The 11,898-nt window shown below is 68.6% G+C and carries 11 protein-coding genes and 2 pseudogenes; 5 read left to right on the top strand and 8 right to left on the bottom strand.

Annotated elements, in window-relative coordinates:
* Positions 1-46 precede the first annotated feature (46 nt).
* From ACFY2B_RS34920 to ACFY2B_RS34955, 8 genes and pseudogenes are all read right to left on the bottom strand, one after another.
* Positions 47-421 carry a hypothetical protein gene (locus ACFY2B_RS34920; RefSeq protein ID WP_390767077.1) on the bottom strand — a complete coding sequence of 125 codons (375 nt, stop codon included), beginning with the start codon at positions 419-421 and terminating at the stop codon, positions 47-49.
* The gene (locus ACFY2B_RS34925) at positions 421-2,007 is read right to left on the bottom strand and encodes an asparagine synthase-related protein (RefSeq protein WP_390767078.1); all 1,587 of its coding nucleotides are present in this window, start codon (positions 2,005-2,007) and stop codon (positions 421-423) included. Before ACFY2B_RS34925 ends, ACFY2B_RS34920 begins: the two co-directional genes overlap by 1 nt.
* An 86-nt stretch (positions 2,008-2,093) precedes the next feature.
* Complete coding sequence (locus tag ACFY2B_RS34930; RefSeq protein ID WP_390767079.1) at positions 2,094-2,756, bottom strand: hypothetical protein; 663 nt, start codon at positions 2,754-2,756, stop codon at positions 2,094-2,096.
* Positions 2,753-3,505 carry a transposase family protein gene (locus ACFY2B_RS34935; protein ID WP_390767080.1) on the bottom strand — a complete coding sequence of 251 codons (753 nt, stop codon included), beginning with the start codon at positions 3,503-3,505 and terminating at the stop codon, positions 2,753-2,755. The genes ACFY2B_RS34930 and ACFY2B_RS34935 overlap by 4 nt, the downstream gene beginning before the upstream one ends.
* A 2,007-nt stretch (positions 3,506-5,512) precedes the next feature.
* Positions 5,513-5,722: an integrase core domain-containing protein gene (locus ACFY2B_RS34940; RefSeq protein WP_390767081.1), complete on the bottom strand. Its 210-nt coding sequence runs from the start codon at positions 5,720-5,722 to the stop codon at positions 5,513-5,515.
* A gap of 97 nt (positions 5,723-5,819) precedes the next feature.
* Positions 5,820-5,963 (bottom strand): annotated as a pseudogene (locus ACFY2B_RS34945) (IS3 family transposase); the annotation flags it as partial.
* Between the two features lie 237 nt (positions 5,964-6,200).
* On the bottom strand, positions 6,201-6,419 hold the full coding sequence (locus ACFY2B_RS34950) for a transposase (RefSeq protein ID WP_390767082.1): 219 nt from the start codon (positions 6,417-6,419) through the stop codon (positions 6,201-6,203).
* Between the two features lie 69 nt (positions 6,420-6,488).
* Positions 6,489-7,193, bottom strand: a complete 705-nt coding sequence (locus ACFY2B_RS34955) for an NAD(+)/NADH kinase (protein WP_390767083.1) — start codon at positions 7,191-7,193, stop codon at positions 6,489-6,491.
* Positions 7,194-7,387: 194 nt separating this feature from the next.
* Between ACFY2B_RS34955 and ACFY2B_RS34960 the strand changes: the two genes are divergently transcribed.
* From ACFY2B_RS34960 to ACFY2B_RS34980, 5 genes and pseudogenes are all read left to right on the top strand, one after another.
* The gene (locus ACFY2B_RS34960) at positions 7,388-8,398 is read left to right on the top strand and encodes an aldo/keto reductase (protein ID WP_390767084.1); all 1,011 of its coding nucleotides are present in this window, start codon (positions 7,388-7,390) and stop codon (positions 8,396-8,398) included.
* Positions 8,399-8,450: 52 nt separating this feature from the next.
* Positions 8,451-8,870 carry an SRPBCC family protein gene (locus tag ACFY2B_RS34965; protein WP_390767085.1) on the top strand — a complete coding sequence of 140 codons (420 nt, stop codon included), beginning with the start codon at positions 8,451-8,453 and terminating at the stop codon, positions 8,868-8,870.
* 182 nt (positions 8,871-9,052) lie between these two features.
* A pseudogene (locus tag ACFY2B_RS34970) lies at positions 9,053-9,154 on the top strand (oxidoreductase); the annotation flags it as partial.
* Positions 9,155-9,517: 363 nt separating this feature from the next.
* The gene (locus ACFY2B_RS34975) at positions 9,518-9,985 is read left to right on the top strand and encodes a MarR family transcriptional regulator (protein WP_358862811.1); all 468 of its coding nucleotides are present in this window, start codon (positions 9,518-9,520) and stop codon (positions 9,983-9,985) included.
* A gap of 694 nt (positions 9,986-10,679) precedes the next feature.
* Positions 10,680-11,873, top strand: coding sequence for an MFS transporter (locus ACFY2B_RS34980; protein ID WP_390767086.1), 1,194 nt, complete (start codon positions 10,680-10,682; stop codon positions 11,871-11,873).
* Positions 11,874-11,898: the final 25 nt, after the last annotated feature.

The raw sequence follows: 11,898 nt of genomic DNA on the forward strand, positions 1-11,898 counted from the left end.
CATGTAACTAAATGGCCCTGCGTATCACCGTGGACGATGTCGACGGTCACCTCGGACTCGTTCTTCCCAGCCCGACACGGGCCAGCACGCGCACCGCCCATCCCGGCTCAGCACAGGGCTCCGCCACGGCGGTCACCGCGGGCATGGGCGACGGCAGCATCGCCGACCCACGCCCCGACTCGGTGAGCAGTCCAGCCTGCTTCAGGCTCTCGACCGTGCCGGTGACGATCGCCTCGACGTCACCAGGTATCCCCTCGGTCTGCATCTCCGTGACCAGCTCAGGCACGGTACCGGCCAACGCCGCCAACCAGATCCGCTCTGTGGCGGTGTTCATCCACTGCCACGTGCCGGTGCGGACGTGCAGCACGGCGACGGCTCCGTCGCCGAGGCTGGCCCGGTGAACGCCGGTGGGTATCCACATCACCGTGCACCCCCTGCGGCAGTCAGCGGGGCCATCATGTGGGCCAGCCACCAGGACGAGACGAGGAAGTTCTCCAGCGCGGGCAGCGGTGGCCGGCCGATGCCCGCCGCCGCGGCGTCCAGCGCCGTGTGCACCGCCGCGGGGTCGAGCATCCCGTACTCCACCAGCGCGCTCGTGTCGATGACCTGGTGCAGCTCCGGGAGGCTGGAGCGCAGGCCCGCGTAGAGCAGCGGCGTGAAGTGGCCCTTGGACTGGCGGCCCGTCAGCCAGGCCGGGAGGTCCGGGCGCGCCAGTGCGAGGAGCGGCTTGTAGATGCCCGGCCGGCGCTGCTTTCCCGCCCGGATCCGCGGGCACGCACGGACGACCTCGTTGTCCAGGAAGGGACTCACCTCGTTGACGCCGTGCTTGGCGAACAGTGGCATGCTGTCGCGCATCGCGGAGCCGTTGTAGCGCAGCGCGGCCCAGTCGTCCCACTCTCCGGCGTTGACGTCGCCGGCCGCCTGCCCGGACTCATCGAGCATCGCCGATACCGTCTGCCGCCCGTGCGCAGTGAGCCACTGCGCAGCGGCGCCGATCTGACACCACGTCCACGCCCTGAGTCCGTCGCCGAGCAGGTGCCCGGCCCCGACGGCTTCCGCCGCCGGGAGAGGACATGCGGGCGTCCTCGTGCGGCGTCCTTCACTGCCCGCCACAGTGGGCCAGGCGCTGTGTTGCCCCGGCGGGCCAGGGCGGTCACGGCTGCCTTCGCCCGTCGTGTCTGCCCGTCCTGGATGAGCGCGGCCCACGCGGCCGTCGACGATTCCAGCACCACATCGCCGCCGTGGCCGGTCAGGTGAAGGGCAGATTCCCCACGCGCTGGTGGCAGGTAGTCGGCATCCAGCGGGTACGACGACACCGGCAGGACCGGCGAGAGCGGGAACGCTCTGCGGCCAGCGCGAGAAGTGTGCAGTCGTGCTGCCACCGGAGCTGACGTGATGCTCGGCGCCCACGTACTCGGCGACCCGCCGCGCCACCTGGGTGTCCTCACCGTCCGCGAGCGGACCTCCGTAGGTGACGGCCAGGATCTCGCACACCTCCGCGGCCGCGATGACGACCGTGGAGGAGTCCAGGCCGCCGGACAGGTCCGCACCCACCCGCGGCCCCGCTGCGCGGGCATAGCCCTGCGAGGCAGCCCACAGCGCTGCTCCAACCTCACCGGCGCCTTCTTCCAGGGTCCGGTCATCCGGCCGGGGCCGGACGTCGACGGTCCGGGCCGCGCCGTCCTCCAGGACCAGGGCGTGTCCGCCCGGCACCCGCTCGATACTCGTCCATACGGACCGGCGGGGCCAGTGCTCAGCCGTCCCCACTGTGATCCGGGCCGCCAGCAGCTCCAGGTCCGGTCCCCGGCCCAACTGCGCCGCGAGCAGCGCGGCGTCCGTCGCCCACACCGGGCCCCGGCCTGTCGCCGCGGTGAACACGCCACGCTGCTCAGCGAGGTCGCCCGCCACGACCGTCCGACGCCGAACGGCGTCGTGGACGACCATCCAGTACGAGCCGCCCATGCTGGTGATCTCCTCCAGCCGGCCCCTGGCGACCGCGCCAGCCACACGGGAGATCTCGACGTCATCGCCGCGGCACACTCCGGCCACCACAGCGCGGATCCCACCTGTCGACACCACTCGCACGCGGGCACCTAGGGCGTGCCACACCCGCGCTGCGCGTACGGCGCCCGCTCCTCGCGCAGCGCTTCGGGTCTTATCACCACGCCCTTGCCGTCGACCGACAGGATCAGTGGCGTGATGTCCGTGCAGGGAGCGGGCACGAGGGCGTCGTAGAACGCGTCGATGTCCGCTGCGGCGCTGACGGCGAGTTCCTGGACCTGCCGGTGCCCAATACCCGAGCCGGTGACGGTGTTGATCCGTTCGCAGGCGTCGGCGAAGCTGCCGCGGGCGGACTCGATCGCGGCGAGTCTGGCCAGCCCGTGCGAGTGCATTCCGTCCGGCAGGTTCAGCACCGCGTCGGCCGGTTGCGGGTCCGCCACACCGGTGCCGCGGTAGGCGATCCGGACCACGGTGACCCTGCCGAACACTGTGGCCAGCATCCGGTTGCGGCCCCGCTCGATCCGGGAGCGTAGGACACCGGCGGCGTCCACGACCTCCTGCCGACGCGCCTCGTTGCCGGCCCGCAGCGTCAGGTGGTCCTGGAACAACTGCCGGGTGACCTCGCGCATCCTCGCCCCCAGCAGGTCCTCCAACTGCGCGTGCGTCATCACCGCCGCCTGCGGGGCCGCCAATTCGGCACACGTCGCGGTGAACAGACCCGCCGAGGCGGCGAAGGCGTCCTCGTGTCGGGTCAAGGCTGACCCTGCGCAGGGCCTTGAAGGTGACTTTCAGCAGGGCGTTCGCACGCTCCGCGATGCCGTGCACACCGCGGATCACCGCGTTGAATGTCCGTTCTCGTTTGGTGAGTTCGCCGCCTTTGGGCTTCTTGACGGGGTGGCGGAATCCCGCCGATGTTCTCGTAGCCGAGGTCGGTCAGGGTGGGGATGCCCAAGGTGGCGGCGAGCCGGTTCAAGGCGTCGACGAGGCCATGAGCGCGGACGCAGGTGGTGTCGTGCTCGCGTCCTGGGCGGACCGGGGACACCCACAGCGGCCAGCCGTCCGGGGCGGAGATGACCTGCACGTTCCCGCCGTGATGGTGGTGTTTTCCGGACCACCAGGGGTCCGCGCCGTTGGGGCCGGCGGCGGCCACGCGGTCGGTGCGGATCACGGTGCCGTCCAGGCTGAGGTGGCTGTATCCGGCCGCCGCCGCGCGTTCCAGCGCGGTGGACAGGTCCGGCGCGTGGTCCGCGAGCACGGTCAGGCCCTCGTGCAGGTAGCGGTAGGCGGTCGGCACTGCGATACCGCTGTCCCGCGCAAGCTGGACGAGGCGTGTGCCGTCGACGAACCAGCGCAGCACGAGCACCGCCTGCCTGAAGACCCCCAACGCGCGGGCGCCCTTGCGGGTTCTGAGCCGTTCGCGGTGTTCGCGCAGCAGCTTCGCGAGATGCTCGGCGGTCTCCCTGCGGACATCGAGCACAGCGGTGCAGGTGATACTGGACGACACGTGAAGCCCCTGGTTGTACCGAACGTGATCTTGGCAGACCCGTTCTTACCAGGGGCTTCACCTCTGCCTGACGCCAGGTCACCATCCAGCCATCCGCCGCGTCATCACGCACCGCAACCGATACGTTGCCGAGAAGACCTCGCTGTGGTTCGTTTGTCGAAGTAGGAGCCCGACTATGTCCCAGCGGCCTCGCCACGAGTACGCCGCAGGCTTTCCTCGCGGCCTCCCACGCCCGCTCTTGAATACGGTCGTGGAAGTTCTCGCTGCCCCTTCGGACGACGAGATGCACCGCGCCCCGGCCCAGATCCGCCAGGTTCGAGCCGGTGTCGGGGTTGAAGGACGTAGTAACGCCGGTTCCTCGCGTACTCCTCTTCGTCTCGCTCGCCGAACCCGCACCATCTGGCAGTACTGGTACGTCCCGGCTTTGTCAGGGCCGCTCCCGCCCTCCCCGGCACCACCCGGATCAGGCTGCCCTCAGCTACACCGACCTGCTGCGACAGGCCAGAGGTGATGGTCTTTCACCTCCACTCGAACCACAGCGCCTCACAGCGCAACCAAGATCCCCGACAGAGTCAACCTCAGATTGTTGTTCATCAAAGATGCCTAGCTGAACCTGCGCCGACACGGCCCAACCTCCCCCAGGGGGTAGCCGAATCTGTTCATCAACCCGCGTTCATCTATCTGGTACTGTTTCATCTTGTTGGGGCCGGGGAAGGTCCTCGATGATGCAGACACGGGCGCGACTCCTGTGAAGATCCTTCGGCATAGAGAACTGGAAGATCGTCAGGGGCCGCGCTCGCCACGCAATAAACCGGGCTTACTGCATCAAACCGGAACTATGCTGCAGCCGTGAGGCCGTTGACGGTTCCTACCTGATGCCCCGCCCTGGCGAACTGCGCGGGGGTGAATACTTCGAGGGAGTGCCAGGAGCCGAGCCGTTAGCTCCATCCCTCCGCAGGCGCGGCCTGTCGTTTTCTTCTACCGGTGACAGCGCTGCATAAGGCGCGATTGGATTCTCCCGCGACGACTCGGAGATCATAAATGTTGTCGTAACCGTGATGCCTCCGGTTACCGGAGTCGTGGTGCCGGACTCGGCGGTGCTAGAATCACCGCCTACCTTCTGGTCGAACTCCTGGGCGCCGGTGCGCTCTTGCTTCTGAGGGGCGACCTCCTGGCCGTCGCTGATCGACGTGTTGCTCGCCTGGCGAGATATGGCCGGTTCGGGACTATTCTGCCGCCAGCGTCTCATGACGGTCTGCGTCAGCTCGGTGGCGAAACTCCTGACAGCCGATTGGATTTTCGCGGACGGCTTGGTTGGGGTCTGCGGCCTTCCGGCCGAGATCGTAACTTCGTGATTCTTCAGATCCCCCTCGTGCCCTTGAGTGATGGCTGAGTCAAACAGAGCCGCCGTGATACGGGATATGACGGTGTTGGGAAGAATCGTCGGGCTGACTTTCCGGACAGTCCCACTTGGCATCTTGCTTGCCCCGGGAGACACCACTTCCTCCTTGTTTGCCCCGGGAGACACCCCTTGCTCCTGATCGTACTTCCTCTCCCAGCGTCGGAGGGTGGCAGCGGCTCGTCTCAGCTGTTCGTCGTCCCCGTCCTCGTTCTGACTATGGAGATCTGTGGTTGGCGTGGTCATGGAACATCCTTCCTCGCAGCGGAACTGTGCACTCCGCTCCACAGGAAGACGGATCATCGGGCTGAAAGGTTCAATCGGGCATCGTCGTCTCTAAAGTGGCGGGACTGGTCGAGCACGACTCCGGCGTTGTTCCGTTGTGTCCGGCTTCGTAGTGGTTGATCAGATGCCGTAGACAGCGAAGGTGTCCCCGTACTCGTCGGTGTCGGCAGGATGTGCCAGTGCAGATCACGGCGGCCCGCGGGCCAAAACCGCCCCCACGGCCGAAGAAGGTCTCCACTCAATACCCCCACAGGATCGGGACGTCCGGCGTCTCATCCTTCCTGTGAGCTGCCCCGGGTTTCGTAGAGTCCGGTGATCTTGTTTCAGGCGGACTGCATGGTTTGCTCCTGGCTTCGCCAGAAGGCTTCCTCGTACTCGGCGGGCGGGGCGTAGTCAAGCGCGGAGTGGAGGCGCTCTTCGTTGCACCACGTAACCCACTGGAAGATCGCCCGCTCGACCTGGTCGACGTCCTTCCAGGGGCCCTGCATCTCGATCAGCTCGGCCTTGAAGGTGCCGTTCAGGGCCTCGGCCATCGCGTTGTCGTACGAGTCGGCGACAGAGCCGACGGAGGCCGAAGCCCCGATGCCGGACAGCCGCTCGGTATACCGAATTGATACGTATTGCCCGGGTTCAACGAGTCGTAGCAACATGCCTGATCAGAGGGGTGTGTTGTGGGACGACCAGCTGGTCGTCCCACCGCAGGGCACGGGTGATCCGGCGGGCGCCATAGGTGCCGCCCGAGTCCGCGTAGACCTGCTCGATCAGCAGCATGAGCCGCTCGTCGCGGAGCCGGCGGGCCGACTTCGGCCGCGTCTTGCGGGCGAAGTACGTCGACGGCGACGGCTCAAGAACCCGGCAGACTGGGGGTGCCCCCTCTGGGGGAGATCGACCCCGAGGCCCTTGTCACGCAGGTGATCTATCACCTGCTCGGCCTCGTCCGGGGATGGTCGATCTCCTGGGCAAAAAACACCGGGGCGGCTTTGAGGATCTCGTTCGCCCGCCTCAACTCCGCTACCTCTTTGCAGAGTTGTTGAGCTCGTCCTGCTCGGCGGTGGTCAGCCGGTCGTCACGCTCGCCGCGGTCGGCCCCGGCCTGGCGGACCCAGCCGCGCAGGGCCTCCTTGTGGATGCCCAGGTCCTTCGCGACGTGCGCGATGGGGCGGCCGGTGGCGCGGACCTCACGGATCGCGCGCTCGCGGAGCTCGTCGGGGTATTTACGGGGTGCTGCCATGGTGCTGGTGGGTCTCCTTCGCCAGGACCGTAACCCTGGCATCAGGGACTCCACAAATCTCAGTACAGCTCACCCATAAGGGCACCCCCCGGCCTCGCTACGGGACGCACTTGCGGCGGGGGCAGGGACGGCCTGCGGCCGTACCGCAGCAGCGGACCGAGTTCCTCGGGAAGCAAGAGCGGCCTGGAAGCGCATAGTGAGCAGCATGCGCTCCTCGACAATGACCCGGGATTCCCGGACGGCGTCCAGGGCCTGGAGCACGTCGTGTGCGGGCACCTCGGTGAAGAACCCGACGTGACCAAAGTCGATGCCCAGCAGCAAGAAGCAGTGGTGCGCCGCCAGGCGTGCCCCGCGCAGGAACGTCCCGTCACCGCCCAGGGCGACGACAAGGTCCCGGCCCCGGTGCGACCATCTCCTCGCGGGCGCTGCGCCACTGTTCCCCCGCGTTCCACACGTCGATCTCGGTGCACTGGACGTGGTGGTCGTCGCACCATGCCTGTACCGAACGTGATGCCTCCACGGCCTCGGAACGTCCTTAGTGGACGACAAGACCGACCCTCTCGACCGCCATGGCGCCTTCCTCCTGGGCGAGCGGCGGTGTGGCCATCGTCGGCGCAGGCGGGCGGTCGCCGTGCGGACGCCTTCGGCTTGCGAGCCCCCGCAGGTCTCGGTGAGGTTGAAGGTGGAAAAGACCCGTGCCTCGTGGGCCCGGAGCCCGAGCCCGGATCGCCCGGCCCCCGGTGCGGAGCCATTTGCATTATCTAGCGTCTGCAATTATTGTTCTTGCCCATAAGGCGCTTCTGCATCTATCAGTGCCGTACGCCCGGCCCTGACAAGCCGCCGCCGTGCATCCACTGCCACGGCTCCGCTGGCAGAGTCGCCAACCCACAAAGACATCCGTCCGCCATGCCTCACCCCCGCTTCAGGGATGCCCCCGATGCGGAGACATGGATCGAAAAGGAACCATCGTGTCGCTCAAGGAAATCCTTCCCGGCCGGCTCGGCTTCGGCACCGCCCCGCTCGGCAACATGTTCCGCGCGATCCCCGACGAGGAGGCCGCCGCCACCGTCGAGGCCGCCTGGGACCAGGGCATCCGCTACTACGACACCGCCCCGTTCTACGGTGCCGGCCTCTCGGAGTCCCGCCTCGGCGAGGTTCTGTCCACCAAGCCCCGCGACGCCTACGTCCTATCCACCAAGGTCGGCCGCGTCATCCTCGACGAGCTGGAGGAGGGCACCCGCGACCTCGGCGAGAAGGGCGGCCTGTTCGAGCACGGCAACCCCAACAAGATGCTCCACGTGTGGACCGCCGAGGCCACCGAGCGCTCCATCGAGGACAGCCTCCAGCGGCTCGGCACCGACCGGCTCGACATCGTCTGGGTCCACGACATCGCCCAGGACTTCCACGGCGACCTGTGGCTGAACAAGTTCGAAGAGGCCCGCACCGGAGCCTTCCGCGTCCTGTCCCGGCTGCGCGACCAGGGTGTCATCAATGCCTGGGGTCTGGGTGTCAACCGCACCGAACCCATCGAACTGACCCTCGCCCTCGACGAGCCGCAGCCCGACGGATTCCTCCTCGCCGGCCGCTACACCCTCCTCGACCACGGGCACGCCCTCCAGCGGCTGCTGCCGATGGCCCAGGAGCAGAACGTCGACATGGTCGTCGGCGGCCCCTACAGCTCCGGCGTCCTCGCCGGCGGCGCCCACTTCGAGTACCAGCAGGCCCCGCCGGAGATCGTCGAGAAGGTTTCCCGCCTGAAGGCCCTGGCCGCCAAGCACGGCGTCTCCATCAAGGCCGCCGCCCTCCAGTTCTCGCTCGCCCACCCGGTTGCCGCCGCGGTCGTCCCCGGCGCCACCCGCCCCAGCCGGATCGCCGAGGACGTCGCCGCCCTGAACGAGACCGTCCCGGCCGCGTTCTGGACCGACCTGCGCGCCGCCGGCCTGGTCAGCCCGGCCGCCCCGCTGCCCAACGGCGCCTGACCCGCCCCTCCCCGAAACCCTCGCCCCAGCACCAGGATCCAGGAGAAAGATCATGGCCTCCACCTCCGTCAGCCGCATAGTGCCCGCCTCCCCCGACAAGGTCTGGAGCCTCATCGGCGGCTTCGACGCCCTGCCCGACTGGCTCCCCTACATCCCCGAGAGCACCGCACGCGAAGGCGGCCGGGTCCGCCGGCTGAAGAACCCCGAGGGCGAAGTCATCATCGAGCGCCTCGTGGACTTCAACGAGACCGAACGGCACTACAGCTACGCCATCCTCCAGGCCCCCTTCCCCGTCAACGGCTACGTCTCCACCATCCGGGTCCACACGATTCCCGGCCGGGACGACATCGCCGAGGTCCAGTGGTCCGGACGCTTCAACCCCGACAACGCCGGCGAGGACGAAGTCGTCAACCTCTTCACCGGCATCTACCGCGACGGCCTCGACGCCCTCCACAAGACCCTCGCGGCCTGACACCCGGCCCCGCCCGCCGCGGGACCTCACCGCGCAGCCCGGGTACACGCCCGCGTACCCGGGCTGCGGTGTACCCGGTACGCCTTGCACACCAAGCACGGTATCGCCGCCGAGGCATGGAGCCCCCTGGCCCAGGAGGCTCCATGCCTCGGCGACGTGGCGATCGTGGGAATCGCTGAGGCGTATGCAACATGGTCGTCTACCTCGCCTCGCCCTACGCCTCCGCCACCACCGGCGGCGCCCTGCGCGTCGACGGCGGCTATGTCGACTCCATCCTTCCCTGAGCCTTCGCCGACCACGGTGTTCTCGCCCCGCCCAGTGCCATGCCTGTGGCTCCTTCGAAGGCCGGACCCGCTTCGAGCGGGTCCGCAAGGAGACCGGCATGCCCGTGGCAGCCGTCGGCCTGATCACCGCGCATGACCAACCGGCGGACGACACCCGACCTCGCCCGCCGGCAGATGCGCGCCGGGGTGCCGCGCCTCGCACGGCGTCAGATTCCCTCACCGACGGCAGCCGGGGCGTGCCGCCGTCGGTGAGGGAACCCGGGCGGACAGATAGTTGCATTAGCTCTATATGGGCTGTAGCCAATATTTCACTCCATGGCTTATCCTGCATTCCAGCCACACCCGGAAGGAGACCTGGACCCCATGACCGCCACAGACCCAGCACTCACCGCCCTCGCCAGCGGATGGGGCGCCCTCTCCCTCCTGCACGGCAGGATCGAGGCGCACATCGAGCGCGCACTGCAGTCCAAGCACGGCCTGAGTGTCCGGGAATACTCGCTGCTCGACGTGCTGAGCCGCCAGCACGACGGCGAAGGCGGCCATCTGCAGATGAAGCAGGTCGCCGACGCGGTCGTGCTCAGCCAGAGCGCCACAACCCGCCTGGTCACGCGCCTGGAAGACCGCAACCTGCTGTCCCGATACCTGTGCCCGACCGACCGCCGCGGCATCTACACCAACGTCTCCGAGGCCGGCCTGAAGCTCCTGGAGGAAGCCCGGCCGACCAACGACGCCGCCCTCCGGGAAGCCCTCGACGAGGCCGCCAAGAACCCCGAACTGTCCTCGCTGGTCGCGGCGGTGGAAGCGGTGGACGCTCCGTCGCGACGCCCGTAGACCCGAGCGACCCGATCGCCTTCCCGCGCGACCGATTCCAGCAGTGCGCGGGGACCCTGTAGCCGCCGGTCGGGCAATGAGCGTGTCACGCGGCTCGTACTGACACCTCTACCGGGCGGGGAGGAAACCCACCGGTTCAGCCTTGGCGCGCCCTTGAGCGATGGAGCGGCGAGCGGGTTCCGGGTCACCGGACCGCCGCCGCCGGGCGCCCACCGTGCAGGGCAGGCCCTTCGTCGCGCGGCACGCGCACGCGATCGCCGCAGGGGCGGCTCAGGCGGGGCAGCACCGCCCAGGGCGGCCGCATCCGTCGCAGGCGGGTTGGCCACGGCCCTCGGTCGGCCTCGAGACCGACCGCGGACACCGACGCCCCCCACCCCCGCACCCCCTTTTCACACCCCACACGTAACGGCGGGTCCGCACGACGGCGGAGCCACTGACACGAGCCGGTCGATGCCGCTCAGAGCCCATCGGCAGCCGCACCCGCGGTGTCGGCGTCGGGCGGCATCGCACAGCTCTCCGCCCCCCACTGCGTCCTGCCTGGGCGCGGGCAGGTTTGCGACACACAAGCCACCCTGCGCGCTCATCGACACACCCCTGCGCCCACACATTGCCCGCGCTTGCACTTATAGGCGTCTGCAACTATTTTGAAGGCATGCAAGGCGCTCGTTCAAGTAATCACAGAAGGGCTGAGCCCATGCCCCTCGCACTCCTCGCTCTGGCTGTCGGGGCCTTCGGCATCGGCACCACCGAGTTCGTGATCATGGGGCTGCTGCCCGAGATCGCCGCCGACTACGGTGTCTCCATCCCCACCGCGGGCCTACTGGTCACCGGCTACGCCCTCGGCGTCGTCATCGGCGCACCACTGCTGACCGTGCTCGGCACCAAGGTCAGCCGCAAGCGGATGCTCATGCTGCTCATGGCCCTGTTCGTGCTCGGCAACGTGGTCTCCGCCCTCGCCCCGAACTTCGGGCTGATGCTGACCGGCCGCGTCGTCGCCTCCCTCGCCCACGGCTCGTTCTTCGGCATCGGCTCCGTCGTCGCCGCCGATCTGGTCGCTCTGGACAAGAAGGCCGGCGCCATCGCCACCATGTTCACGGGACTGACCATCGCCAACATCGTCGGTGTGCCGCTGGGCACCTACATCGGGCAGGCCACGGGCTGGCGCACCACCTTCGTCGTCGTCGCCGCGCTCGGCGTGGTCGGGCTGCTCGGTGTCGCCAAGCTCGTGCCCGCCACGCCGCGGCCCGAGGGCGCGCACCTGCGCCGGGAGCTGACCGCGTTCCGCAACCCGCAGGTGCTGCTCGCAATGGCGATGACGGTGCTCGGCTTCGGTGGTGTGTTCGCCGCGATCACCTACATCGCGCCGATGATGACCCGTGTCGCCGGCTACTCCGACGGCGCGGTCACCTGGCTGCTGGTGCTGTTCGGCGTCGGCATGTTCCTCGGCAACCTGCTCGGCGGGCGCTATGCCGACCGTGCGCTGATGCCCATGCTGTACGTCACCCTCGGCGGCCTCGCCGTCGTGCTCGCGCTGTTCACCTTCACCGCGCACAGCAAGATCCTCGCCGCGATCACCGTCCTCCTGGTCGGAGCGCTCGGATTCGCCACTGTGCCGCCGCTGCAGAAGCGCGTGCTGGACCAGGCCCACGGAGCACCCACCCTGGCCTCGGCCGTCAACATCGGCGCGTTCAACCTCGGCAACGCTCTGTCCGCCTGGCTCGGCGGCATCGTCATCGCCGCCGGCTTCGGCTACACCTCCCCGAACTGGGTCGGCGCCGTCCTTGCCGCCGCCGCATTCGTCCTGGCCTTCTGGTCGGCCGCCCTGGAGCGCCGTACCCCCACGCCGGAGCCCGTCGGCGCCGCCGCCCGCGCCCCCGTTCACCACTGACTCCCCTCCCCTTCATCTCACCTCA

The sequence above is a fragment of the Streptomyces sp. NPDC001270 genome, from assembly GCF_042896695.1.
Taxonomy (GTDB): domain Bacteria; phylum Actinomycetota; class Actinomycetes; order Streptomycetales; family Streptomycetaceae; genus Streptomyces.

Excerpts from the sequence above, each read along its gene's own strand:
- ACFY2B_RS34920 (WP_390767077.1), bottom strand. The coding sequence starts at position 421 with ATGTGGATACCCACCGGCGTTCACCGGGCCAGCCTCGGCGACGGAGCC.
- ACFY2B_RS34940 (WP_390767081.1), bottom strand. The coding sequence starts at position 5,722 with ATGGCCGAGGCCCTGAACGGCACCTTCAAGGCCGAGCTGATCGAGATG.
- ACFY2B_RS34950 (WP_390767082.1), bottom strand. The coding sequence starts at position 6,419 with ATGGCAGCACCCCGTAAATACCCCGACGAGCTCCGCGAGCGCGCGATC.
- ACFY2B_RS34965 (WP_390767085.1), top strand. The coding sequence starts at position 8,451 with ATGGCCTCCACCTCCGTCAGCCGCATAGTGCCCGCCTCCCCCGACAAG.
- ACFY2B_RS34975 (WP_358862811.1), top strand. The coding sequence starts at position 9,518 with ATGACCGCCACAGACCCAGCACTCACCGCCCTCGCCAGCGGATGGGGC.
- ACFY2B_RS34980 (WP_390767086.1), top strand. The coding sequence starts at position 10,680 with ATGCCCCTCGCACTCCTCGCTCTGGCTGTCGGGGCCTTCGGCATCGGC.